Genomic DNA, 23,295 nt, shown 5'->3' with positions numbered 1-23,295 from the left:
GGTCCATCCCGGTCACGCCCGTTCGGCGCGGACAAGGCTCTCGGGCCGCATGTCGGTCCACTGCGCCTCGACGTACTCGAGGCAGTTCGCGCGGGAGTCCGCCTCGTGCGCCGTGTCCCAGCCGGCCGGGACCGCGATGCCGGCGGGCCACAGGCTGTACTGCCCTTCGTCGTTGACGAGGACCAGATACAGGGCGTCGGCGTCCTCGAACGGATTAGACACGGCTACCTCACTCCACTTAGGACGATCTGGCTGGCGTTTCTCGGTCACGGCCGCCACGGCAGGCGGCTCACGGACAGTCTGCCCGGGCGGTGCACCCCGGCACGTCTCCGCGATTGTTCTTTCACCGCGGCAAAGCCGCGTCCGGGGACTTCAGCGCCGCGCGCAGCAGTTCCCGGTATTCGTCGATCATCGCGACGATCGTCTGCTGGTCGAAGTCCAGCCCGTTGAACCGGACGGCACCCACCAGGTCGCCCGCCGGGTCCAGGGCGAAGTCCCACAGGTTGCCGTCCGGGATTTCCGAGGTGTCGGTGGAGGAGATCAGGCGGCGGCTGAGCCCGGTGTAGCGCACGCCGCCGATGACCTTCGCCGCCAGTTCCTGCGGGTACTGGAACGTCTCGAACCCGGTGGTCACGCCGTTCATGCGCATGATCGGCTCCATCAGCTCCGGCGCGGCCTGTGTCGCGATTTCGCTGAACGGCAGCTCGTGGGTGTAGGCCTCCAGCAACGTGGCCCGCGCCCGGTGCACCAGCTCGGCGAAGGTCGCGCAGCCGGTCAGGTCGATCCGGATCGGCACGAAGTTGAACAACGGACCCACCGTCTGCTCGAACTCGGGCTCGGTGCGGCCGGAGGTGAAGATCGGCGTCAGGATGTCCCGCACTCCCGTCCGGCGGTGCAGGAAGAGGGCGAAGCAGGCGAAGAGCACCATGAACGGCGAGCTGTGCAACGACTTGGCCAGCGACGTGGTGGCGCTGACGAGCTCCTCCTCGTAGACGAACCGGTACACCGAATAGACCGGGGGCACGTCCCGCCGGGGCCGGTCGGTGGGCAGGGTGAGAAACCGGCCGCCGGCCAGCTTGTCCTGCCAGTACTGGCGCGCGGCGGCCGCCGACGCGGTTTCGCGGGCCCGCTGCTGCCACTCGGCGTACTCCCCGTACTGGCGGACCTCGGGCAGTTCGGGCGCGGGCAGGCCACGCCGTTTCGCGTAGCAGACGGCGAAGTCACGCATGAGCAGGTGGATCGACCAGCCGTCACTGACCGAATGGTGGGTGACGAGCGCGAGCACCGCGTCGCCGTCGTCGAAGCGGCCCAGCGTGGCACGCAGCAACGGCATCCCCGCGGGATCGCAGCTGCCCCGGTCGTCGACCTCGTTGAGGAATTCGTGCGCCCGCTGTTCACGCTCGGCGTCGCCGCCCTCCGGCGGCAGGTCGACGACGGTCAGCTCCGCCGGGCAGGGCGGGTGCACGCGGGCGTACGGCGTGCCGGCGTCCCGGACGATGGCGGTGCGCAGCACCTCGTGCCGCGCGACGACGTCGTTCAACGCCAGCTGCACGCTTGGCACGTCCAGCGGGCCGCGCAGGCGCCAGCCGCCCATGACGATGCCCCGCACGCCGAACACCCCGAAGTCGTCGCCCCGGTCCAGCGAGCACAGGAACTTTTCGTTGGCCGAAAGCGGGCGGCTGACCACCCCACCGGCGAGCTCGGGGGGCCGCTGCTCGACCGTCATCGGCTTTCGTCCGTTCCGGCGCCGGCCAGGACGCCCTCCGCGGGATCCGGCTCGGCCGCGGTCCCGGCGGCGGCTTCCGCCGGCGGACGCGTGCGCTCGCCCCAGCCCGCGATGGCCGGGCTGAGAAGCCCGAGCAGCAGGAAGAACCCGCCGAGGCCCAGCCAGCCGGCGAACCCGTGGCCGACCACGACCCCGAGCAGCACCAGGGGCGCCGCGGTGATGCTCAGCGTCATCACCGTGTTCAGGAAGCCGTCGTACTGGCCCTGGGCGTGGGCCGGCGGCAGGGAGAACTCGAGGACGAAGCGGCCGGAGACCATCCAGATCTGGGCGATCGCGACCACCACGACCCCGGCGACGACGAGGACGGTGGCCAGCCAGGGCGCGTGCCCGGGCATCAGGGCCAGGAGCAGGTAGCCGGCCAGCAGGCCGATGCCGCAGCGCAGCAGGGCCCGCCCGGCCTGGCGCGCCGACCGGATGTTCCGGCTGAGGCGCATCTGCAGCAGGATGGCGACACCGGTGTTGAGCACGAAGGCGAGCGCGACGGTCCAGCGCGGCGCACTGGTGTGGACCACGATCCAGACCGGGAGCAGCTGGTTCTCGACGAAGGTGGAAATGGTCAGCAGGCCGGAAACCAGCGCGTAGACGATGAACGGCTTGTCGCGCAGCACGACCCAGCGCCGTGGCTTGGCCTCCGCGGTGCTCGCCGGCTTCGGCAGCGGCTCGTAGTCCGGGATCCGCAGGGTGATGGCGATGACCACGATGTAAGCGGCCGCGATGCCCAGGAACATGCCGCGGTAGGCCCACGGCGTGCCGATCGAGATGCCGACACCGGCGAACAGCGCCCCGATGGTGACGCCGACGCTGCCGAGCGCCTGGACCTGGTTGCGGAAGGTCACCGTGTCGTCGCTGGCGATCCGCCGCATCAGCGCGCCTTCGGACGCGAAGTACGTGTAGGCGAACACGTTCATGCTCATGACGACGATCAGCAGCGACCAGAAGCCCTGGATGAACACGTAGCTGCCCATCCCGAGGAACTGCCCGGCGAGCCCGAACAGCACCACCCGCCGCGGCCCGAGCCGGTCGGCCAGGTCGCCCGCCACCAAGGTGAGCGGCAGGCCGACCAGCGCGGCGATCGCGATCGCGAGCGCGGTCTTCGAGTCCGAGATCTTCACGATCTGGGTGAGGTAGAGGACGTAGATCGGCAGGAAGACGCCGTTGGCGATCATGCCGATGGTGTAGCCCAGGATGTAGGTGCGCTGGTGTCCCGACGGCGGGAGGTACGACTTGGCGTACGCCACCGGACTGAATCCCATCATGAACTCGCTCTCTGTGGACAGCCGGGCCGGTCAGTCCGCGGCCGGACCCGGGACCTGGTGCGCTTCGACGCTGTCGTACAGGTGCTTGATGTTCGAGCTGCCGAACGAGGTCGCCCCGGCCCGCTCGATGATCTCCAGGAAGAGCGTGTCCCGCGGGTGCACGGACTTGGCGAAGATCTGGTACAGCTGGCCGTCGTGGTCCTCGTCGACCAGCACGTTCAGCTCCCGCAGCTGCTCGACGGAGTACTTCTCCGGCCGGACCCGGTTGGCGAGCGCGGTGTAGTAGGCGTCCGGGGTGCTCAGCAGCTCGATGCCGTCGGCCGAGAGCCGGCGCACGGTGCCGAGGATGTCCGTGGTGCTGAAGGCCATGTGCTGCACGCCGGGGCCGTCGTTGTCCTTGAGGAACCGGTCGACCTGGCCGACCGCCAGGCTCGTGTCGGACTGGACGAGGGTGAACGTCACCGCCCGCGACCGGCTCTGGATCACCTTGATGAACATGCCCTGCTCGCCGGTGACGATCCGCTCGGTGAGGATGAGCTCGAAATCCAGCGTCCGCTGGTAGTACTCGACGGTTTCGTCGAGCTGGCCCGCTTCGACGGGAATCGCGAAGTGGTCCACCTTGCGCAGTCCGGTGGCCGGCTCGGCCACCGGGCCCGGCACGGCGGTCAGGCCGCGGACCCCGGCCACGGTCGAACCGTCCGGCCGCTGGACGAACGTGTGCGTCACGTCGCCGAAGCCGGTGATCGTCGCGGTGGTCACCCCGCCTTCGGTGACCGGTGCCATGACCGGGCGCGCGCCGCGCCGCACGGCTTCGGTGAACGCCGCGGCGGCGTCCGGCACCCGGATGCCGATGTCGCCGATGCCGTCCCCGTGCCGCTCCACGTAGGCGTGCGCGGGGTGGTCGCCGCTCGACTCGGTCAGCAGCAGGTCGATTTCGCCCTGGCCCACGTTGACCGACCGCGTCGGGCCGCCCGCCGGAGCCGACTGCGCACGCACGACGAATCCGCATCCGCCGACGAGCCAGGCGAGATTCCGTTCGATGTCGTCCACGTACAGCTCGACATAGTCGATGGCCATGTCCCGGAGTGCGTTCTGCACGATCTCCAACCTCCACTGGGCGAGTGTTCGGTGCCGACGTCTCGCGCTACCCGTTGCCGAGAATCGCAAAGCGGCGTCCGCGATGTCCTCTCTTGCGTTGCCGGCGTCGGCCGCACGCCGACCGCAGCGCCGGAGAAGCCCGGCCGCACCCGGAACGCATACTGAAAACCAGGTGATCGGCCGAAGGAGCGCGGTTTTGCCCACTCAACTGAGCACGGAGACACTGCACGGATCCCTCGCCGATCCGGCCATCTCGTCCATGAACCTGCTCAACGAGCTGATCGAGCGGTACCCGCGGGCCATTTCCATGGCGGCGGGCCGGCCGTACGAAGAGTTCTTCGACGTCGGCCTGGTGCACCGGTACCTCGACGCCTACTGCGACCACCTCCGGCGCGACCGGAAGCTCACCGAAGCGGAAATCACCCGCACGCTCTTCCAGTACGGCGCCACGAAAGGCGTCATCGCGGGCCTCGTCGCCCGGAACCTTGCCGTGGACGAGAACATCGACGTCCCCGCGGAGTCCGTGGTCGTCACCGTCGGCTGCCAGGAGGCCCTGTTCCTGGTGCTGCGGGCGCTGCGGGCGGACGACCGGGACGTGGTGCTCGCCCCCGCGCCGACCTACGTCGGCCTGACCGGGGCTGCGCTGATCACCGACACGCCCGTCCGGCCCGTCAGGTCCACAGTGGACGGAATCGACCTCGACGACCTGGTGCACCAGCTGAAGCTGGCCGGTGAAGCGGGCGAGCGGGTCCGGGCCTGCTACGTGACGCCGGATTTCGCCAACCCCACCGGCACCAGCATGGACGTGCGCGCCCGCCGCCGTCTCCTCGAGATCGCCGCCGCGCACGACATCCTGCTCCTCGAGGACAACGCGTACGGCCTCTTCGGCGCGGATCGCCTGCCTTCGCTGAAAGCCCTCGACGACTCGGCGGCCGTCGTCTACCTCGGCTCGTTCGCCAAGACCGGCATGCCCGGCGCCCGCGTCGGCTACGTCGTGGCCGACCAGCCCGTGGCCGGCGGCGGCGTGCTCGCCGACCAGCTGTCGAAGCTCAAGGGCATGCTGACGGTGAACACCTCCCCGATCGCCCAGGCGGTGATCGCCGGGAAGCTCCTGCTCAACGACTACAGCCTCACCGCCGCGAACGTCCGCGAGACGGCCGTCTACCAGCGCAATCTCCGCCTGACGCTGGACGCGCTCGACCGCGCGCTGGGCGCCTGCCCCGGCGTCGGCTGGAACACCCCGACGGGCGGGTTCTTCATCACCGTCACGGTGCCCTTCACCGTCGACGACGCCCTGCTGGAACACGCGGCCCGCGACCACGGCGTGCTGTTCACCCCGATGCACCACTTCTACGGCGGCAAGGGCGGCTTCACCCAGCTGCGCCTGTCGATCAGCCTGCTCACCCCGGAGCTGATCGAAGAAGGCGTCGCCCGGCTCGCCGCCCTCGTCACCGGACGTCTCCCCTGATCTCCGGCGCCCGCCGGCGGTCGAGCCCACAGCGCTGGAAGGTGCGGAGAACATGGTCATCGTCATGGCAACGGACGCGGGGACCGCGGAGGTCGAAGCGGTCGTCGACCGGGTGACGGCGGCGGGCGGCGAGGCCTTCGTCAGCCGCGGCGTGAGCCGGGTCATCATCGGGCTGGTCGGCGACGTCGACCGGTTCGAGACGCTCAACCTCGCCGGGCTGCGGGGCGTGCAGAGCGTCACGCGCATCTCCGCCAAGTACAAGCTGGTGAGCCGCGAACACCACCCGGAACGGTCCACGGTGTACGTCCGCGGCGTGCCGATCGGCCCGGACACGGTCACCCTGATCGCCGGGCCGTGCGCGGTGGAGACACCGGAGCAGACCCTGGCGGCGGCCCGGATGGCCCAGGCGGCGGGCGCGACGCTGCTGCGCGGTGGCGCGTTCAAGCCGCGCACTTCGCCGTACGCGTTCCAGGGTCTCGGCGAGCTCGGCCTGCGGATCCTGGCCGACGTCCGCGCGGAGACGGGCCTGCCGGTGGTCACCGAGGTCGTCGCGGCCGACGACGTCGAGATGGTCGCAGGGTACGCCGACATGCTGCAGGTCGGCACCCGGAACATGCAGAACTTCGGGCTGCTGCAGGCGGTCGGCGAAGCGGGCAAGCCGGTGCTGCTCAAGCGCGGCATGAGCGCCACCATCGAGGAGTGGCTGATGGCCGCCGAGTACATCGCGCAACGCGGCAACCTCGACATCGTCCTGTGCGAGCGCGGGATCCGCACGTTCGAGACGGCGACCCGCAACACGCTGGACATCTCGGCGGTCCCGGTCGTCCAGGGGCTCTCACACCTGCCGGTGATGATCGACCCCTCCCATTCGGGCGGCCGCCGAGACCTGGTCCTCCCGCTCTCCCGCGCGGCCATCGCGATCGGCGCGGACGGCGTACTGGTCGACGTGCACCCACAGCCGGAGCAGGCCAAGTGCGACGGCCCCCAGGCACTCGTGGCGGCGGACCTCAGCCGGCTGGCGAAAGAGCTGGACGCGCTGACCGGGGTGGTCGGGCGGCAGGCTTCGACGTGGTGGAACCGGCCTCTCCTGGCGGGCTGAGCCTAGGTGTGCTGCTGTTTCTGGTCGTTGACACCCTGGGATGGGGGTTGGGTCTTCTGTAGGAGCCCCTCATACGGGTCTGGCCTGCCGGGCCACCGTGAGGGCTCCTCGGCGTCGATGCGATGGGAACGTTCGACCTTGCCGTTGAGCCGCGGCGTTGCGGGCCGGATGTAGACATGGCCGATGCCGTGGTCGAGCAGGTGCCAGTGGAATGCTGACTGGAACTCCGCACCGTTGCCGGTCTGGATCTTCTCGACCTGGAACGGCAGCCCGGACAGCACATAGTCGGTGAACTGGATCGCGGTCTTCTGATCGGAACGAGGGTAGATCCGCAAGATCCGCAGGCGGCTGCAGTCGTCGATCGCCGTGTACTCGCAATACCGCTTCTTCCGCCCAGCATCGTCGGTGGTCGGCTCGACGAACTTGACGTCGATCTGCAGCTGACGACCGGGACGCTGCTTCTCATACCGCTTCCACCGCTGCTGGTGGCGTTTGTAGCGCTGAGACACCGGTAGCCGGCTCATGCCCAGGCGCCCCGAGGATGCGGTAGATCGTCGAGTGGCCGATCTCCTGGTCGTGGTAGCGGGGGCGGCAGGTCGCTGCGACGTTGCCGCTGACTTCTTCGGCGTGACGAAGGACGGCCAAGCCCCGGTTCACGCGCCTGGCCAGGCCCTTCGCACTCCACACCCGCTCAGCCATGGGCTTCCCTTGACCGGGAGCCCGGACTGTCAACAACCTCTGTCAGTTTTAGACCTAGGCGGCGGCCGCCCGGTTCGTGACCGCCTCGACGGTCAGCTCCACGAGCCGGGTGCCGACGTCGACCACCGGCAGTGCGCACGCCGCCGTCACGAACGGGAGCACCGCCGTGAAGTGCGTGCACGCCAGGACCACCGCTTCCAGGCCGAGCTGCTCGGCGAGGCGCAAGGTCGCCGGCAGGTGCGACGTCTCGTACGCCGCCGCCGGGTCGCCCGCCTCGATTCCGCGGACCAGGCCCGGATCCGACACCCCGACCATCCGGTGGCCGGGGCTGACCTGCCACGCCGTCCGCTCGACGCCGACGAGGGCGTGCGCGTTACCGGTCACCACCAGCGACGAACGCAGCCTCGGGAACGCTTCCCGGTAGACCGTGACCGGCGAAACCACCGGCAGCGCCGAGCTGTCGTGGTCCACCACGGCGGACAGCGAGTTGCAGAACAACATCGCCAGCTCGCCGCCGCGGGCGCGCAGCTCGGCCAGCCGCGCGTGGAACGCCGTCGCCAACGCACCGGGGTCCTGGTGCTGCAACGAGTCCTGCTCGTCCGGTGAGGCCGCCATGGCGTGCGGGACAGCCGCCAGTCCCGCGGCCCTCAGCAGCTCGGCGCCGAGGCCGGAGTCGTAAGGCGTGCCGGCGATGACCGCCACCTCGTCCGTCGTCATCGCGTCTCCGTCCCGCGCAGTGTCCCGTCCCTGCCGATGGTTCCAGCGCGGACGGCGGCCCGCCTTCCTCCGGAGTGCCGTCAGGGAAGCGCGATCACCTTGCCCGGGTTGAAGATCCCGTCCGGGTCGAGCGCGGTCTTCAGCGCCCGGTGGACTTTCGTGCCGACGGGCCCGATTTCCCGGGCGAGCCAGTCCTTCTTGAGCAGTCCGACGCCGTGCTCGCCGGTGCACGTGCCGCCGAGCGCGAGGCCCAGCCGCATGATCTCGTCGAACACGAGCCGTCCGCGGTCCACACTGGACTCGTCGGCCCGGTCGACCACGATGACCGGGTGCAGGTTGCCGTCGCCGGCGTGGCCGACCACCCCGACCAGGACGCCGTGCCGGGCCGAGATCTCCTCGACGCCGTCGACCAGGTCGGCGACGCGGGCCCTCGGCACCGCGACGTCGTCCACGACGAGCCCGCCCCGGCCGCCCGGAAACGCCTGACGGGCCAGGTGTTCCATCGCCGGGTGGGCCAGCCGGCGCGCACTGGTCAACGCTTCGGCCTCGACCGCGTCCTCGGCGACGTACAGCTCGCTCGCGCCGGCCTGCCGGCAGCACTCGGCGATCGCCGCCAGCTCGGTCCCGGTTCCGGTGTCCGTGGCGGCCAGGAGCATGGCCGCGGCCGAGGTGTCCAGGCCCATCGGCCGGTACGCCTCGATCGCCCGCAGGTGCGTCCGATCGAGCAGCTCGAGCATGCTGGGCACGTGCCCGGCGGCGACGATCGCCGCAACCGCCCGCCCGGCCGCCGCCATCGCCGGGTACACCGCCACGACGGTCCGGGTCTCCCCGGGCGCCGGGCGGAGCCGGACGGTGATCTCGGTGATGATCCCGAGCGTGCCCTCCGACCCGGCGAACAGGCCGGTCAGGTCGTAGCCGGCGACACCTTTCACGGTCCGGCGGCCGCAGCGCAGGATCTCGCCGTCGGCGAGCACGACTTCCAGGCCGAGCACGTACTCGCGGGTGACGCCGTACTTGACGCAGCACATGCCACCCGCGTCGGTCGAGACGTTGCCGCCGATCGTCGACGACTCCCAGGATCCGGGGTCGGGCGGGTAGGCGAGCCCGGCTTCGGCGGCCGCCCAGCGCAGCTGCGCGTTGACCACACCCGGTTGCACGACGGCGATCCGCTCGCCGGCGTCGAGTTCGAGGATCCGGTTCAGGCCGGTCAGCGAGACGACGAGGGCGCCGTCGACCGCGTTGGCCGCGCCGGTCAGCCCGGTGCGCGCGCCCTGCGGCACGACCGGCACGCGGTGCGCGGCGGCCACCCGCACGACCGCGGCGACCTCGGCGGTGCTGCGCGGCCGCACGACGGCGAGCGGCGTGCCCGCGTCGCACAGGTCGGCTTCGTCGCGGCAGTGCGCGGCCAGCACGGCGGGGTCGGTGCGCACCCGGTCGCCGGGCAGCACCGCCAGCAGGTCCTCGATCGGAGATCCCATGGGAGCCAACGTAACCCGCCCGCCCGCGCGACTCCAGCCCGCCGCCCGAAGACGGCACTCGCGAGGACCCAGCCGTGGACACGCCGAAAGGCACCTTCCTCCGGTGAGGGAGGAAGGTGCCTTTCGCGCAGCCGGTCAGGCGGCGAGATCCTCCGAGGACGGCGGGTTCTGCCCGATCGGCGCGACCGGAGCCACGCGCTCGGCCGCCTTCGCGCGGCGCGCGGCGCGAAGCACGCCGACCACCAGGCTCGGCCGCATCAGCGCGGCCGGAGGGTCCACCAGGCCCGCGGAGCGGAAGAACGCCTCGGTGAACCGGCCGTCGACCGTCGCCGCCGAATGCAGCTTCGCCATGTAGGCGTTGCCCATCTTGACCTTCAGCGGACGCGGGCCCTCGACCCCGGGGAACGCGAGGTCGCCGCCGGCCGAGATGTCCCACGGCACGTCGATGGTCGGGCTGATCTCCTTGAAGAACCGCAGCGGCCGGACACCGCCGTCGTCGAGGTGGCGGGCGAGCTGGTCGGCCTCCATCGCCGCGACCGTCATGCCCTGGCCGTACACCGGGTTGAACGCGCAGACGCCGTCGCCGATGACGAGCAGGCCCGCCGGGAACCGGGTCAGCCGGTCGAACCGGCGGCGCACGCTCGCGGGCACCTTGAAGCTGGTGATCCCAGTGATCGGCTTCGCGGTGCGGACGGCCCGGTACACCTCGGGCGCGTCCAGCGTCTTCGCGAACTCGAGGAAGCCTTCGGCGTCGCGCGGCGGGTGGTCGCCGAGCAGCCCCGTCTGCGACAGCAGCGCGACGTTCCCCTGCAGCTTCACGAAGAACCCGCCGCGCGGGTTGGCCGGCGAGGCGACCGGGTTGATCGCGAGGTCGTCGCCGAACGGGTCGGTGTCCAGCTCGAACTGGCGGGTGGTGTAGGCGAGGTCGATCTTGATCCGTTCCTCGGCCGGGCGCTCGTACCCGAGCTCCTCCAGCCACAGCGAGGACCGGCTGCCCCGGCCCGTCGCGTCGACGACGAGGTCGGCGAGGATCGTTTCCGGCTCGGCGCCGTCCCCGCTCACCCGCACGCCGGTGACGCGGGCGTGGTCGGCGGTCGCCACCAGCGACTGGATCACCGTCCGCTCGCGCAGCTCGACGTTCGCCAGCGCGGCGACCCGCGTGCGGACGTGCGCCTCCAGCTCCGGGCGCGTCGCCGACACGCTCAGCAGGCCGGAATCCCGCTGTTGCAGGCGTTTCCCGTTGAAGTACCAGCGCAGGCGGCCGGACAGGTCACCGCTGGGGATGCCGTCGGCGGTCAGTTCCGCCTGCAGCCCCGGGAAAAAGGCTTCGAGGATCTGCTGGCCGCGCGCGAGCAGCCCGTGGGCGTGGTGGCCCTGCGGCACCCCGCGCCGGGTCTCGGTCACGCCGAGGATCGTGTCGCGCTCGACGAGCACGACGGCCCGGTAGCGCTCCGAGAGCACGCGGGCAGTGAGCAGGCCGGCCATGCCGCCGCCGAGCACGACGGCGCGTTCGCCAAGGTATTCGCCCATCCGGACGCCTCCAATAGATAGTCAGCCGGACACGTCCAGAATCGTCGTCCGCCCGCGACCCGGCCGCGTCTTCTCGCCTGCGGTGTCCTGTCCACTTCGGACCACCGCCCGGTCGTTCTTCGAGCGTGCCTCGATCCGCGGTCGTTAGCGTCTGGCCATCGGCGGGCGCTCGAGCGCGCCCGCCCGCCGCGCACGTCACCGAGCCTGATCGGAGTCACATGACCGACGCGAAGCCGCGGACCGGGATCCGCGCCCTGGGTGTCTACCTCGGACTGGTCGTGGTGCCCGTCGTGATCGCGATCGTCCTGCTCGGCCAGGGCGCCGGCGGCGACGGCGCCGCCGAGGCGAAGGCCGCGGCCGGCCCGTCGCTGGCCCAGCTGCTGCTGGCGATCTCCGTCGTGGTCGGGGCCTGCAAGGTCGTCGGCTGGCTCGGCGGCCGGATCGGGCAGCCGGCGGTGATCGGCGAGATCACCGCCGGCATCCTGCTGGGCCCGTCCGTGCTCGGGGCGCTGTGGCCCGGCGGCGCGGCGGTGCTGCTGCCCAAGGCCGCGATCCCGCAGCTGAACGTCGTGGCCCAGCTCGGCGTGATCTTCTTCGTGTTCCTCGCCGGACTGGAGCTGAACACGAAACTGCTGCGCGGACGCGGACGGCTCGCGGTCGTGGTCAGCCACGTCAGCATCGCGTTCCCGTTCCTGCTCGGGGTCGGGCTCGCGGTCTTCGCCTACACGCGGTTCGCGCCCGCCGGCGTCGGCTTCCTCGCCTTCGCGTTGTTCTTCGGTGTTTCGCTGAGCATCACGGCGCTGCCGGTGCTGGTCCGGATCCTGCACGAGATCGGCCTGTTCCGCACCGAGGTCGGCGTGGTCGCGCTGACCTGCGCGGTGGTCGACGATGTCACGGCGTGGAGCCTGCTGGCGCTGGTGGTCGCGCTGACGACGGCGTCCTCCCTGTTCGGGGTGGTGCTCACGGTCGCGCTGACCCTGGCGTTCGTCGCGTTCCTCGGCCTGGTCGTGCGGCCGCTGCTGCACAAGGTGGTGGCCCGGGTCCCGGCGGCCCGGCTGCGGAAGGCCGCGCCGGTCTCGGTGGTCGGCGTGCTGCTGTGCGCGCTGGCCACCGAGTGGATCGGCGTGCACGCGATGTTCGGCGCGTTCGTCTTCGGCCTGATCTTCCCGCGCGACAACCCGGTCGCGACCTGGCTGACGGAGAAGGCAGGGGGCCTGACCACCGCGTTGATGCTGCCGCTGTTCTTCGCCTACAGCGGGCTGCGCACCGACATCGCATCGATCTCGGCCGGCGGATGGCTGTGGTGCGGGGCGATCCTCGTGGCGGCGGTCGCGGGCAAGCTCGGCGGCTCGGCGCTGGCCGCGCGGGCGGTCGGCGAGAACTGGAACCGGTCGCTGCAGGTCGGCGTGCTGATGAACTGCCGCGGCCTGACCGAGCTGGTCGTGCTCAACATCGGGCTCGACCTCGGCGTGCTGTCCCCGGCGCTGTTCACGATGCTGGTGATCATGGCGCTGGTCTCGACCGCGATGGCCGCGCCGCTGGCGACCTGGTTCGCGCGCCGGGACGGCCAGAACGTCTTCGGGCTCCCGCGGCACACCTCCGAGCGTGCCGCCGCGTGAGCCTGCCGGCAAGCAGGAAGACGCGCTTCCCCGGCCCCGCTGCGAAGCTGGGACGGTCGACAATCTAGGAGGTCAAGGTGTCGAGCACCGATGTTCCGACGCGGGAGGAACTGGTTCGCCGCGTGGCCGAACTGGCGCCCGTACTGAAGAAGCACACGTCGTGGTCCGAGCAGAACCGCCGGGTGCACGAGGAGTCCATCGAGGCGCTCGCGGACGCCGGCGTGTTCAAGCTGCGCCGCCCGAAGCGGTACGGTGGGTTCGAGGCCGACACCCGCACCCTCGTCGACGTCGCCACCGAGATCGGCCGCGCCGACGGCTCGACGTCCTGGGTGGCTTCGGTGTACTGGATCCCCACCTGGATGGCGTGCCACTTCCCGGAAGCGGTGCAGGACGAGGTGTTCTCGACCCCGGACGTGCGCGTGTGCGGCACGCTCAGCCCGTCCGCGATGGCCGCGCCGGTCGACGGCGGCGTCGTGGTGAACGGCAAGTGGGGCTTCATCAGCGGGGCGCTGCACGCGCAGTGGCAGGAGATCATCGCGATCCTCGTCCCGGCCGAAGGCGAGCCGTACCCGATCATGGCGCTGGTCCCGTTGTCGGACCTGCTGATCGTGGACGACTGGGACACCGCGGGCCTGCGCGGCACCGGCAGCGTCTCGACGGTGGCGCAGGACGTGTTCATCCCGGCCGAGCGCGTGCTCCCGCTGCCGGCGGTGCTGGAGGGACAGGGCGGCGCGCCCGGCTCGATCTACCGGTCGCCGCTGCTGCCGGTCGCCTCGGCGTCGTCGGTCGGGACACTGGTGGGCATGGCGAAGGCGGCGCAGGACAGCTTCCTCAAGCGGCTGCCCGACCGCAAGATCACTTACACCGCTTACGAATCCCAGCGCGAAGCCCCGATCACGCACCACCAGGTGGCCGAGTCGGCGCTGAAGATCGACGAGGCCCAGTTCCACGCGCACCGGCTGGCCACGCTGGTCGACACGAAGACCGCCGAAGGCACCCCGTGGAAGCTGGAGGAGCGCGCGATCGCGCGGGCCGACCTCGGCGCGGTGGTCCGGCTGGCCAAGGAGTCCATCGACATCCTGGCCACGGCGTCGGGCGGTTCCTCGATCTACCACGGCATCCCGATCCAGCGCATCGCCCGCGACGTCGCCGCGGTCAACCTCCACGCGCTGATGCACCCGAACACCAACACCGAGCTGTACGGCCGTGTGCTCTGCGGGCTCGAGCCCAACACGCTCTACATCTAGGGAGACTCTGATGACCACGACCGCAACCGGCACCGCCGCCGACCAGGCCGCGATCGCCGCGCTGACCCAGAAGGTCATCGCCGCGTGGGCCTACGGCGACGCCGACGGCTTCGCCGGCGTCTTCACCGAAGACGGCACCATGATCCTGCCCGGCATCTTCAAGAAAGGCCGCGAGGAGATCCGCGCGTTCCTGAAGGAGTCGTTCGCCGGCAACTACAAGGACACCCAGGTCACCGGGCGGCCGATCGAGATCCGGTTCTTCACCGCGGACTCCGGTGTCCTCATCACCCAGGGCGGCGTGCTCGGCCCGGGCGAGACCGAGGTCTCCGACGCCCAGTCGATCCGGGCCTCCTGGACCGTCGTGAAGCGCGACGGCTCCTGGCAGCTGGCGTCCTACCAGAACACCCCGGCCAAGCAGCAGCTGCCGAAGCCGGGCACCGTCTGACCCTCCGCCCCACCCCCGGAACCCGGGCCGCCCCTCGCGGCCCGGGTTCTTTTTCGTCCCGTTCCAGGGTCGAAATGCCCGCAGCCGAGAGGTCGATCCGATGCCGACATTCGAGTGAATTATCCTGCTGGTAGTTACGTTGTGTAACAGTTGCGCCACGCGCCAACGTTCGACGCGGGCACCGTTACCGCAGTTCACTAAGGCTGTACTGACAATCCGGGCAGAACTGTCACCGAATGGCCCTCACTCTTCCGCGCCGGATCTGTACACTGAGGGTTACTGGGAGGAAGGAGGGCCGGAGTGATCCGAGTCCTGTTGGCCGAGGACATGCACATGGTGCGTGGCGCGCTCGCCGCCCTGCTGAACCTGGAAAGCGACATCGAAGTCGTCGCGCAGGTCGCCTCGGGCGCCGACATCCTGCCGACCGCCACGGCGTGCCGTCCTGACGTCGCGATCATCGACATCGACCTGCCGGAGAAGGACGGGCTCACCGCGGCCGGCGAGCTGCACGAGCACCTGCCCGGTTGCCGGACGCTGATCCTGACCAGCCTCGGCCGTCCCGGCACCGTGCGACGCGCGCTCGACGCGAAGGTGAACGGGTTCCTGCTCAAGGACGCGCCGTCGGACAAGCTGGCCAACGCCCTGCGCTCGGTCGCGATCGGCCGCCGCGTCATCGACAGCGAGCTGGCACTTTCGGCGTGGGAGACGGGAGACTGCCCGCTGACCCCGCGCGAGATCGAGATCCTGCGGCTGGCCGCGCGCGGGCGCACGGTCGCCGACATCGCCGCGGAGCTGTTCCTCTCCGCGGGCACCGTGCGCAACTACCTCGCGGCGGTGGTCACGAAACTCAACGCCCGCAACCGCGTCGACGCGATCCGCATCGCCACCGACTCCGACTGGCTCTGAGGACGCGCCCCGCTCCTCACAGCAAGGCGGCCAAGCCCGCGTAGCCGCCGTCCTTCAACCGCAGCCCGGACGTTGATGCGTACGCCTCGTCCGCGCGGATGCCCAGGCCCTCGACCATGCGGTTCATGAAGTTGAACAGCGCGCACACCAGCACCGCGTCGTGCAGGGCCCGCTCGTCCCAGCCGGCGGCGAACACGGCTTCGGCGTCGTCCTCGGTCATCCGGGACGGCGTCCGGGTCAATTTGCCGACATACGCGAGCACGGGCCGGATCTTGTCGTCGACGGGTGCGGTGTCCAGGTCCGCGACCGCGGCCGCGAGCAGCCCCTCCGGGACGCCGAACGCCTCCGCGGTGACGGTGTGGATCCCGTGGCAGTAGCCGCAGCTGTTCACCCCGGACACATACGCCGCGATCAGCTCGCGCTCCCCCGGCGTGAACGGCGACTCGCCGCGCATCAGCACCTCGTGGAGGTCCAGCAGGTGCCGCGCCGGATCGGGGTTCGCCCGGAACACCTGCAGCAGCGTGGTCTCAGCGGGCAGGGACTTCAGGTAGGACATGGGGCTCTTCCCTTTCGGCGAACCGATCGACTTCGGCGCGGCGCAGCAGGCACGCCGTCAAGTACCCGGCCGACGCGGGGCCGGCCTCCGGGACGGCGTCGGCGACGCGGTCCCGTGCCCGCTCCCACTCCCGGCGCAACGCTCCCGGCTCGCCGGTGCGGGACGCGGGCAGCCTGCAGCGCACGCCCAGCCAGCGCTCCCGGCCGAGCCGGACCAACCCGGGCAGGTCGATCGCGAACACGCCGTGGCGCGCCTGGTCGACCGCCTGGGTGACCAGGGCGGGGTCGTCGGCGAGCCGGGCGAAGCCGACGCCGGCCAGCAGCCGGTCGACGTCCAGGCCCAGCAGGATGATCCCGGCCTCGGTCGAGCCGGGCTCGTCGACCGCGGGCAGCGCGAACCGGTTGTCAGACACGGGCCACCACCCGTTGCGGCGCGACGGTTCCGTGGCGCAGCTGCGCGGCGATCGCGGCCGCGACGCGGGCGGTGGCGACGCGGTGGCCGTCGATGTTGCGGGCCGCCGGGCCCAGCGCCATCCCGGCCGCGGCGCCGACCACGGAGACCCGCGGCTCCCGCTCGTAGGCCAGGGTCCGCTCGTCCAGCGACGGCCAGCCGTCGCGTTCCCCGACCAGTTCCGGCGGCAGCAGCCCGGTGCCGATCGACGGGGTCGTTCCCAGCGCCAGCACCGCGAGGTCGCCGCCGAGGACCCGGCCCCCCGCCAGGTGCACGCGGGCGCCGCCGGACACCCGGGTGACCGTCTCGCCGCGGTGCACGACCAGCCGTCCTTCGGCTTCCGCCCGCTCGAGCATCGGGCGGAACTCGAACATGATGGACGCCCGGCGGAACTGCCCCATCAGCCGCAGCCGCTCGCCCCAGCCGACGCGGTCGAACCGGGCGCGCCCCTCGGGCCGGAAGAACGCGGAGTTGACGTCCGCGCACTGAAAGCGCTCTCCGGGCTCCCGGATCACCCAGTGCACCTCCCGCCCGGCGGCCAGCGCGTTGCCGATCAGGTGGGCGGCGGTCAGCCCGGCACCGACGACGATCTGGCGCCCGCCGCCGCGCGGCACCGGTTCGTCCCAATAGGACACTCCGGACGGCGGACGGCCGCCGCCCCACCAGGATTCGGGCGCGGGACGGCGTTCCTCGCCGAGGCACAGCACGACGTGCCGGGCGGCGACGGAGAAGCGTTCGGTGCGCACGGTCACCGCGCCGGGTTCCGGCTCGACCTCGCGCACGGCCGCCTGCCACGTCTTCTCGCCGACGTGGTGGGTGGCGACCAGGTGCGCGCAGTAGGCGTCGAAGACGTCGACCGGGACGACCGACCGGTGCCCGGCCTGCGACATCCGGATCTCGCGGCGCTCGGTCGGTGTCAGCCGGTCCCAGTGCAGCCGCGCGAAGTCGAGCAGCTCGCAGTCGCGGAAGCCTTCGACGCCGGGGTGGTGCTCGTAGGGCGAGCGCAGCACGCGCTGGCCCAGCCGGTCGATCCGGTCGAAGAACCGCCCGCACGGCCGCCCGGTGCGGTCCACCACGGCGACGTCGGTGACGCCGTGGTGCCACAGTGCCGAGGCGACGGCCAGCCCGGCCGGGCCGGCGCCGACGATCACGACGTCGGCGCCGGGTGCCGGCGACGCCGCCCGCGTCGGGGACGGTGGCGCGGGCAGGCGCGGCCACTCCCGGCCACGCGGCGAGTCGAGCAGGTGCGGCTCGGGTACGAAGGTGCTGACCACTCGGCCCGCCGCCGGCTCAGAGCACCGTGACGGGGACGATCAGCTCCACCACCGGGCGCTGGCTCATCCCGTTGGTGACCAGCTCTTCGAGGGTCTGCCGGGACTGCTCGGCGCTGTCGGTGGCGATCGGGCTGTAGCGCGAGTAGAAGTAGGTCGGCTTGCGGCCGCCGGTCTCCATCGAGTACGTCTTCAGGACGGTCTCGCCCGGGCGGACCTCACCGTCGTAGAAGGTGAGGCGGCGCTGGTCCGGCGTCATGAAGCTCTTCGCGAACTGCGGCGACATCAGCATTTCGTCGTCGAGGAACGTCGAGTCCTCGTCCATCACGGCCTGCATCGCGACCCATGTCTGGTCGGTCAGGTTGGTTTCGGCCTTGATGACCTGCCAGCGGCCGGGCTCGGGGAGGCTCACACTGACCGAAACGTCGTGATCGGTCGTGTCGATGGCCCCGGTGATCATGAGCACCCGGCGGCCGACGTCGGCGGTCCCGGTCATCTGGACGTCCCGGGCGCGCACCCGGCTGGAAACATCGAGTCCTGGCAATTCGGGTGAAGACATGGTGCAGCCTCCTACGTTACCCACCCCAGAAATAGCGGCCTGACCAGCGAACACACAAAGGCTTTCACACGGCGAGAGACGCTGTCAAGGTGAGGAATGCACGTTCGGAAGCCGGAATCCGGCGGCCGATCAGCGGAAACGCGGGCACCCGGGTGCGTGCGCCCGTTGCGCCGTTCGGACCAGCAGTTTCACTCGGGACGGGAGGTCTCCTGCGACGCCGTGGCGGCATCGAGCTCATCCCCGGCCGCGCCGACATAACGGATTTCGAACGCGGAATCGGCGCGTTGCACCATTACTTTCAAGACCAGTCCCGGTTTCACCATGATGAGGAAATTACCGGGATCCCGGGGATCACCGAAAATGTCGTAGACGAGAAAGGCGGAACCGTCGCCGACCGCGAACAGGGCTTCGTAGACGAGGTTCCGCTCGGCCTGCGACGCCGTCTCGGCCCAGCTTTCGAGGACCTCGAGGCCCGCCACGAGCTGGAGGCGCATTGCCATCCGCCGGCCTCCCAACCGAACGTCGCCGATCGCCGGCACGCATGGGCCACCGTGCTGCGGTGACACTCCGGCCCGAACACCGTCAATTCTGCTCGGCGGGCCGCGCGGCGCTCATCTCCGAGCGTGCGCTCCGGCACCGTCCGTGTCCGGCGCCGGAGCCACCGCGTCAGTTGTAGCCGAGCACGATGTGCTCACCGGGCTCCTCACCGCCGGGTTGGGGCGTTTCCACCAGCCGGAGCGCGCGGGGCTCCTCGGCGGGCGGCGGGGTCCGGTCGTCGGCCGGTACCGCTGCTGCTGTCATGACGTTCCTCCGCTGTGTCGGGGTACGGGACGACGATCCGCCAAGCGGGTCGAGGATCGGATGGGAACCACTGGCGTGCGCAGCCTGCGAGTGGCCGCGGGCGGGTGCGGAGGAGTGCACTGGAGGGGAAGGGAAATCGACGGGGAGGCGCGTGATGGAGGACAGAAGGCCCCTGGGCGGCGCGGCGGACCGCCAGCGCACGTGCGGCGTGTGCGGAGCGGAGTTCAGGCCGGACGAGCGCACGGAGGTGGAGGCGTTCACGGACGGAGAGGTGCGGTACGTGGCGGTCCACCCGGGCCACACAACGCACTCACCGGGCCGAGAACAGGCGGCGGCGAGGAAGTTGCGGAAGATGCCGGGCCACGCCGCCTGACGACGCGCTGGGGGGGTTGCCTGCTGGCGGCCCCACCTCGCTGACCACCGCGCCGCACGGCGCCCCGCGGACCACCACGCCAGATCCGCCACGGGCGCCCCGGCGGGCGCGGGCCGCCGCCGGGTACCTGCGGCCCGGCTGCCGGGAAGTCCCGTGAATGTGCATTCACAGCTGTCAGCGGGAGTCGGCGAGGGAGTCAGTGCGGCAACCCCGACATCCGCCAAGCCCCCGCCCGCGGCTCGACGGACGGAGACCGCCAAGCCGGATCCCCCCAAGCCGACGAGCGCGGGACCTCCGGCCGCCGGGGCGCGGCCAGCGATTGCAGCACCGCCACCAATGCCGCCAGCTCGCCGTCGTCCGGAGCGCCGTGCAGCACGCGGATCGCGGACATCGAAACCCCCTCAGATCGGCAGGTTGCCGTGCTTGCGGCCAGGCGCCGGCTTGCGCTTGTCGCGCAGCATCGCCAGCCCGCGGGCCACCGCCGCGCGGGTCTCCGCCGGGTCGATGATGTCGTCCACCAAGCCGCGCTCCGCCGCGTACTGCGGGTTCAGGAACTCCTCCGTGTACTCCGCCACCAGCTTCGCGCGCAACGCCGCCGGGTCCGGCGAGGCCGCCAGGTCGCGGCGGTACAGCACGTTCACCGCGCCCTCCGCGCCCATCACCGCGATCTGGTTCGTCGGCCACGCCAACGACAGGTCGCAGCCGATCGACCGCGAGTCCATCACGATGTACGCGCCGCCGTACGCCTTGCGCAGGATCACCTGGATACGCGGCACCGTCGCTTCGCAGTACGCGTGCAGCAGCTGCGCGCCCTGGCGGATGATGCCGCCGCGTTCCTGCTCCACCCCCGGCAGGAAGCCCGGGACGTCGACCAGGCTCACCAGCGGGATGCCGAACGCGTCGCAGAACCGCACGAACCGCGCCGCCTTCTGCGACGCCGGCCCGTCGAGCACGCCGGCGAACACGACCGGCTGATTGCCGACCAGGCCCACCACCCGGCCGTCGATCCGCGCGAGCGCGCAGAGCACGTTGCGCGCCCAGCCCTCGTGCAGCTCGAAGAACTCGCCGTCGTCGGCGATCTCCGTGAACACGTCCCGCATGTCGTACGGCTGGTTCGGCTCCACCGGCACCAGCTCCGCCAGCCGCGGCCGGTAATCGTCCTTCGCGTTCGTCGGCGCGGTCGCCGGCGGTGGGTCGAGGTAGTTCGACGGCAGCAGTGACACCAGGTACCGGACATCGGCCAGGCAGCTCTCCTCGTCGTCGTGCACCACCGTCGCGACACCGGAAGCGCTGCCGTGGACGTCCGCGCCGCCGAGCTCCTCGTGCGTGACGCGCTGCCCGCTCACGGCCTCGACGACGTCCGGCCCGGTCAGGTACATCCGCGCCGTGTCGCGCACCATGAACGTGAAGTCGGCGAGTGCCGGCGAATACGCCGCGCCGCCCGCGCACGGGCCCAGGATCACGCTGATCTGCGGGATCACCCCGGACGCCTCGACCTGACGGCGGAAGATGCCACCGTAGCCGTTGAGCGCCAGCACGCCCTCCTGGATGCGGGCGCCGCCGCTGTCGTTGAGCCCGATCACCGGCGCGCCGTTGGCCACCGCCAGGTCGAGCACCTTGTGGATCTTCGCCGCGTGCGCCTCACCGAGCGAACCACCGAAAAGAGTGAAGTCCTGGGCGTAGACGAAGACCCGGCGCCCGTCGATCGTGCCGGAGCCGGCGACGACGCCGTCGGTGTGCGGGCGGTTGCCCGCCAGGCCCGGCCCGGTCGCCTGGTGGCGCCGGTACGGCTCGATCTCGGTGAAGGAGTCTTCGTCGAGCAGCAGCGCGAGCCGTTCGCGCGCGGTCAGCTTGCCCAGCGAGTGCTGGCGCCGGACCGCGTCGAGCTTGCCCTCGTGGATGTGCGCGCGCAGCTCCTCCCGGCGCTTGCGCAGCAGGGGCATGTCGGGCGGCGACGGCGGCGCCAGGTCGGCGGCGCGGGCCAGCTCGATGATCTGCGCGTCCCCGGACGACGCGGGGCGGCCGAGCCGGCGGCGCCGGACCCCGTCCGGGACCGGCACCACCTCCTCGTCGTCTGCCCGCGCCGCACCGGCGTCCTGGGGTCCGCTCACGCGGCATCCCTCATCCGGGCCCGGTGGTCCCGCTCGATCTCGGCGACGATGTCGGACCAGACCAGCCCGCGGCCCAGCCGGGGCATCGGGCGGACCAGTGCCTCGACCGGCGGCGGCGTCGGGGCCGCCGCGACGGGCTGCCGGTCACCGGTGTCCGCGTGCCCGGCGTCGCTGGTGGTCATGGCAGGACCTCCTCCATCGGAACGGTCCCGGGTCCGGGACCGGTGGGAACTGACCCGGTTCCGTCCGAAGTGGACGGATCGGGAAGAATCGCCGCGCCCGCCTGCCGGCCGGTGAGCCGCCCGGTGGCGTGCAGCCAGGCCACCGTGTCTCGCACGGTCCCGAGTACCGGCCGGGCCGCGACCCCGGCCGCCGGCGCGTCGCCGGCCACCGGCACCGCCGTCGCACACACGTGGATCGCGCCGTACTGCACCGGCAGCGCCCACGGCCAGACGCGCTGCAGCCGGTCCGCGAACCAGCCCGCCGGGTACAGCGCCCGCGGCGGCAGGACCACCGCCGGCAGCCGCCGCCCGGTGGCCGCCCGGACCGTCGCCAGGTACTCGCGGGTCGTCAGGAAGCGCCCCGGCCCGAAGAACCCGCCGGCCGGGGCCGGATCGGCCACGACCCGCGCGTGCAGCTCCGCCGAGTCGCGGACGTCCCCGACCGGGAGCCCGCCGCCGGGCCAGATCGGCGTCAGCCCGCGCAGGACGTCGCGCAGCCGGGCGTTCTGGTCGCCCAGCCGCGGGTCGTCCGGGCCGAGCAGCGCCGGCGGGTACGTCACGACGACCGGCGCGCCCGCCGACCGGTGCCGCCGCGCGATCCGCTCCGCCGCCGCCTTCGAGGCGAGGTAGGGCTCCCGCGACGTGCCGACCGGGCTCGGCACCCCGATCGACGGCGTGCTCGCCGGGTACAGCGCGCCGACCGTCGACACGTGCACGATCCGGCCGGTGCCGGCCCGGCGCGCGGCCGCGAGGACCACTTCGGTGCCGCCGGCGTTGACCCGCCACAGCTCGCGGCGGCGCCGGCTGTCGAACGTGTAGACGCCGGCCGCGTGCACCAGCGCGTCCGCGCCGGCCACCAGCCGCCGGGCCGCGGCGGGATCGGTGACGTCACCCGCCACGACGTCCACTGTGGACGGCACCGCGGCCGGGTCACGGGCGAGCAGCCGCACCCGGTGCCCCCGCCGCAGCAGCGCCGCGACCGTGTGGGCACCGAGGAAGCCGGTGCCGCCGGTGACCGCGATCAGCATGACCGTCCCCTTCAGGCCGCGCGGGCCTTCCCGTCGACGTGGTGGTAGGCGCCGCCGTAGAAGACCAGCGCGTGCTCGCCGGTGCCGCGGCTGGTGGCGAGCACCCGGCCCAGGAAGATCGAGTGGTCACCGCCCTCGACCACCTGCGCCAGCTCGCACTCCAGCCAGGCCAGCGCGCCGTTCAGCAGCGGGGCGCCGGTCCTGGCCCCCGGCGTGTAGCCGACGGCTTCGAACTGGGCCATCCCGTCGGGCCGCCGCCAGTCGGCGAAGTACTTCGACGTCTCCTGCTGGTCCGCCGCGAGGATGTTGACCCCGAACGAGCCCGCGCTGACGATCGCGGTGTGCATCCGGGCCGCCTTGGACACGCAGCACAGCACCATCGGCGGTTCCAGCGACACCGACGAGAACGCGTTCGCGGTCATGCCGTGCGCGTCCTCGCCGCCCGCCGTCAGCACCGTGACCCCGGTCGCGAACTGCGCCATCACCTGCCTCAGCCCCGGCTGGGGCGAGAGGCCCCGGCGTGCCGGCGACTTCGGCAGCCGCTTCAGCACGGGCGGGTCCGATTCGTAGCCCACTG

General features: G+C 71.7%; 25 protein-coding genes. 6 read left to right on the top strand and 19 right to left on the bottom strand.

The features are described 5' to 3' along the window. Positions 1-12: 12 nt before the first annotated feature. The 4 genes from BT341_RS17070 to hppD form a co-directional block, all read right to left on the bottom strand. On the bottom strand, positions 13-222 hold the full coding sequence (locus BT341_RS17070) for an MbtH family protein (protein ID WP_072477250.1): 210 nt from the start codon (positions 220-222) through the stop codon (positions 13-15). Between the two features lie 121 nt (positions 223-343). Then, positions 344-1,726 (bottom strand): condensation domain-containing protein, encoded by a 1,383-nt coding sequence (locus BT341_RS17065; protein ID WP_072477249.1) that lies wholly within the window; start codon positions 1,724-1,726, stop codon positions 344-346. After that, positions 1,723-3,042: an MFS transporter gene (locus BT341_RS17060; protein ID WP_218177736.1), complete on the bottom strand. Its 1,320-nt coding sequence runs from the start codon at positions 3,040-3,042 to the stop codon at positions 1,723-1,725. The genes BT341_RS17065 and BT341_RS17060 overlap by 4 nt, the downstream gene beginning before the upstream one ends. 30 nt (positions 3,043-3,072) lie before the next feature. Then, positions 3,073-4,140, bottom strand: a complete 1,068-nt coding sequence (hppD, locus tag BT341_RS17055; protein ID WP_245804999.1) for a 4-hydroxyphenylpyruvate dioxygenase — start codon at positions 4,138-4,140, stop codon at positions 3,073-3,075. A gap of 196 nt (positions 4,141-4,336) precedes the next feature. On the opposite strand from hppD, the gene BT341_RS17050 reads away from it, so the two are divergent. Then, the gene (locus BT341_RS17050) at positions 4,337-5,608 is read left to right on the top strand and encodes an aminotransferase-like domain-containing protein (RefSeq protein ID WP_425426370.1); all 1,272 of its coding nucleotides are present in this window, start codon (positions 4,337-4,339) and stop codon (positions 5,606-5,608) included. Positions 5,609-5,660: 52 nt separating this feature from the next. After that, positions 5,661-6,707, top strand: a complete 1,047-nt coding sequence (aroF, locus tag BT341_RS17045; RefSeq protein WP_072477248.1) for a 3-deoxy-7-phosphoheptulonate synthase — start codon at positions 5,661-5,663, stop codon at positions 6,705-6,707. Positions 6,708-6,709: 2 nt separating this feature from the next. Here aroF and BT341_RS17040 read toward each other — a convergent pair whose 3' ends face one another. The 4 genes from BT341_RS17040 to BT341_RS17025 all read right to left on the bottom strand — a co-directional run bounded on the left by BT341_RS17040 (position 6,710) and on the right by BT341_RS17025 (position 11,131). After that, complete coding sequence (locus tag BT341_RS17040; RefSeq protein WP_218177735.1) at positions 6,710-7,216, bottom strand: DDE-type integrase/transposase/recombinase; 507 nt, start codon at positions 7,214-7,216, stop codon at positions 6,710-6,712. 244 nt (positions 7,217-7,460) lie between these two features. After that, positions 7,461-8,123 carry a glutamate racemase gene (locus BT341_RS17035; RefSeq protein ID WP_072477246.1) on the bottom strand — a complete coding sequence of 221 codons (663 nt, stop codon included), beginning with the start codon at positions 8,121-8,123 and terminating at the stop codon, positions 7,461-7,463. 80 nt (positions 8,124-8,203) lie between these two features. Next, the gene (locus BT341_RS17030) at positions 8,204-9,601 is read right to left on the bottom strand and encodes an FAD-binding oxidoreductase (RefSeq protein WP_072477245.1); all 1,398 of its coding nucleotides are present in this window, start codon (positions 9,599-9,601) and stop codon (positions 8,204-8,206) included. Between the two features lie 135 nt (positions 9,602-9,736). Then, complete coding sequence (locus BT341_RS17025; protein WP_072477244.1) at positions 9,737-11,131, bottom strand: NAD(P)/FAD-dependent oxidoreductase; 1,395 nt, start codon at positions 11,129-11,131, stop codon at positions 9,737-9,739. Between the two features lie 218 nt (positions 11,132-11,349). Here BT341_RS17025 and BT341_RS17020 point away from each other — a divergent pair, with 218 nt between their 5' ends. The 4 genes from BT341_RS17020 to BT341_RS17005 all read left to right on the top strand — a co-directional run bounded on the left by BT341_RS17020 (position 11,350) and on the right by BT341_RS17005 (position 15,348). Then, entirely contained in the window at positions 11,350-12,750 is a 1,401-nt protein-coding gene (locus BT341_RS17020) for a cation:proton antiporter domain-containing protein (protein ID WP_072477243.1), read from the top strand. Between the two features lie 77 nt (positions 12,751-12,827). After that, positions 12,828-13,997, top strand: coding sequence for an acyl-CoA dehydrogenase family protein (locus BT341_RS17015; protein ID WP_072477242.1), 1,170 nt, complete (start codon positions 12,828-12,830; stop codon positions 13,995-13,997). A 10-nt stretch (positions 13,998-14,007) separates the two neighbouring features. Next, the gene (locus BT341_RS17010; RefSeq protein ID WP_084742882.1) at positions 14,008-14,442 is read left to right on the top strand and encodes an SgcJ/EcaC family oxidoreductase; all 435 of its coding nucleotides are present in this window, start codon (positions 14,008-14,010) and stop codon (positions 14,440-14,442) included. Between the two features lie 300 nt (positions 14,443-14,742). Beyond that, entirely contained in the window at positions 14,743-15,348 is a 606-nt protein-coding gene (locus BT341_RS17005) for a response regulator transcription factor (RefSeq protein ID WP_072477241.1), read from the top strand. 16 nt (positions 15,349-15,364) lie between these two features. On the opposite strand, the gene BT341_RS17000 is transcribed toward BT341_RS17005, so the two are convergent. The 11 genes from BT341_RS17000 to BT341_RS16950 form a co-directional block, all read right to left on the bottom strand. Continuing rightward, the gene (locus tag BT341_RS17000; protein WP_072477240.1) at positions 15,365-15,904 is read right to left on the bottom strand and encodes a carboxymuconolactone decarboxylase family protein; all 540 of its coding nucleotides are present in this window, start codon (positions 15,902-15,904) and stop codon (positions 15,365-15,367) included. Continuing rightward, positions 15,876-16,316 (bottom strand): DUF6187 family protein, encoded by a 441-nt coding sequence (locus tag BT341_RS16995; RefSeq protein WP_072481999.1) that lies wholly within the window; start codon positions 16,314-16,316, stop codon positions 15,876-15,878. The genes BT341_RS17000 and BT341_RS16995 overlap by 29 nt, the downstream gene beginning before the upstream one ends. After that, the gene (locus BT341_RS16990) at positions 16,309-17,628 is read right to left on the bottom strand and encodes an FAD/NAD(P)-binding protein (protein ID WP_072477239.1); all 1,320 of its coding nucleotides are present in this window, start codon (positions 17,626-17,628) and stop codon (positions 16,309-16,311) included. The genes BT341_RS16995 and BT341_RS16990 overlap by 8 nt, the downstream gene beginning before the upstream one ends. Before the next feature lie 16 nt (positions 17,629-17,644). Further along, positions 17,645-18,121: a DUF6423 family protein gene (locus BT341_RS16985; protein ID WP_072481998.1), complete on the bottom strand. Its 477-nt coding sequence runs from the start codon at positions 18,119-18,121 to the stop codon at positions 17,645-17,647. A gap of 251 nt (positions 18,122-18,372) precedes the next feature. Beyond that, positions 18,373-18,723, bottom strand: a complete 351-nt coding sequence (locus BT341_RS16980) for a DUF6235 family protein (RefSeq protein ID WP_425426369.1) — start codon at positions 18,721-18,723, stop codon at positions 18,373-18,375. A 127-nt stretch (positions 18,724-18,850) separates the two neighbouring features. Further along, positions 18,851-18,985 (bottom strand): hypothetical protein, encoded by a 135-nt coding sequence (locus BT341_RS47295; protein ID WP_281255986.1) that lies wholly within the window; start codon positions 18,983-18,985, stop codon positions 18,851-18,853. A gap of 569 nt (positions 18,986-19,554) precedes the next feature. Further along, positions 19,555-19,749, bottom strand: coding sequence for an acyl-CoA carboxylase subunit epsilon (locus BT341_RS16970; RefSeq protein WP_072477238.1), 195 nt, complete (start codon positions 19,747-19,749; stop codon positions 19,555-19,557). A gap of 10 nt (positions 19,750-19,759) precedes the next feature. Further along, positions 19,760-21,301: an acyl-CoA carboxylase subunit beta gene (locus BT341_RS16965; RefSeq protein ID WP_425426478.1), complete on the bottom strand. Its 1,542-nt coding sequence runs from the start codon at positions 21,299-21,301 to the stop codon at positions 19,760-19,762. Positions 21,302-21,465: 164 nt separating this feature from the next. Continuing rightward, complete coding sequence (locus tag BT341_RS16960; RefSeq protein WP_072477236.1) at positions 21,466-21,651, bottom strand: DUF6222 family protein; 186 nt, start codon at positions 21,649-21,651, stop codon at positions 21,466-21,468. Continuing rightward, the gene (locus tag BT341_RS16955; protein ID WP_072477235.1) at positions 21,648-22,718 is read right to left on the bottom strand and encodes an NAD-dependent epimerase/dehydratase family protein; all 1,071 of its coding nucleotides are present in this window, start codon (positions 22,716-22,718) and stop codon (positions 21,648-21,650) included. Before BT341_RS16955 ends, BT341_RS16960 begins: the two co-directional genes overlap by 4 nt. Before the next feature lie 11 nt (positions 22,719-22,729). Beyond that, the gene (locus BT341_RS16950; protein ID WP_072477234.1) at positions 22,730-23,293 is read right to left on the bottom strand and encodes a flavin reductase family protein; all 564 of its coding nucleotides are present in this window, start codon (positions 23,291-23,293) and stop codon (positions 22,730-22,732) included. Between the last annotated feature and the right edge of the window lie 2 nt (positions 23,294-23,295).

It is taken from the genome of Amycolatopsis australiensis (genome assembly GCF_900119165.1).
Classification (GTDB): Bacteria; Actinomycetota; Actinomycetes; order Mycobacteriales; family Pseudonocardiaceae; genus Amycolatopsis; species Amycolatopsis australiensis.
The sequence above is the reverse complement of the archived record's forward strand: the minus strand, read 5'-3'. Positions and strand labels throughout refer to the sequence as shown.

Excerpts from the sequence above, each read along its gene's own strand:
- BT341_RS17065 (WP_072477249.1), bottom strand. The coding sequence starts at position 1,726 with ATGACGGTCGAGCAGCGGCCCCCCGAGCTCGCCGGTGGGGTGGTCAGC.
- BT341_RS17060 (WP_218177736.1), bottom strand. The coding sequence starts at position 3,042 with ATGATGGGATTCAGTCCGGTGGCGTACGCCAAGTCGTACCTCCCGCCG.
- aroF (WP_072477248.1), top strand. The coding sequence starts at position 5,661 with ATGGTCATCGTCATGGCAACGGACGCGGGGACCGCGGAGGTCGAAGCG.
- BT341_RS17035 (WP_072477246.1), bottom strand. The coding sequence starts at position 8,123 with ATGACGACGGACGAGGTGGCGGTCATCGCCGGCACGCCTTACGACTCC.
- BT341_RS17030 (WP_072477245.1), bottom strand. The coding sequence starts at position 9,601 with ATGGGATCTCCGATCGAGGACCTGCTGGCGGTGCTGCCCGGCGACCGG.
- BT341_RS17025 (WP_072477244.1), bottom strand. The coding sequence starts at position 11,131 with ATGGGCGAATACCTTGGCGAACGCGCCGTCGTGCTCGGCGGCGGCATG.
- BT341_RS17020 (WP_072477243.1), top strand. The coding sequence starts at position 11,350 with ATGACCGACGCGAAGCCGCGGACCGGGATCCGCGCCCTGGGTGTCTAC.
- BT341_RS17010 (WP_084742882.1), top strand. The coding sequence starts at position 14,008 with ATGACCACGACCGCAACCGGCACCGCCGCCGACCAGGCCGCGATCGCC.
- BT341_RS17000 (WP_072477240.1), bottom strand. The coding sequence starts at position 15,904 with ATGTCCTACCTGAAGTCCCTGCCCGCTGAGACCACGCTGCTGCAGGTG.
- BT341_RS16985 (WP_072481998.1), bottom strand. The coding sequence starts at position 18,121 with ATGACCGGGACCGCCGACGTCGGCCGCCGGGTGCTCATGATCACCGGG.
- BT341_RS47295 (WP_281255986.1), bottom strand. The coding sequence starts at position 18,985 with ATGACAGCAGCAGCGGTACCGGCCGACGACCGGACCCCGCCGCCCGCC.
- BT341_RS16970 (WP_072477238.1), bottom strand. The coding sequence starts at position 19,749 with ATGTCCGCGATCCGCGTGCTGCACGGCGCTCCGGACGACGGCGAGCTG.
- BT341_RS16965 (WP_425426478.1), bottom strand. The coding sequence starts at position 21,301 with ATGCCCCTGCTGCGCAAGCGCCGGGAGGAGCTGCGCGCGCACATCCAC.
- BT341_RS16960 (WP_072477236.1), bottom strand. The coding sequence starts at position 21,651 with ATGACCACCAGCGACGCCGGGCACGCGGACACCGGTGACCGGCAGCCC.
- BT341_RS16955 (WP_072477235.1), bottom strand. The coding sequence starts at position 22,718 with ATGCTGATCGCGGTCACCGGCGGCACCGGCTTCCTCGGTGCCCACACG.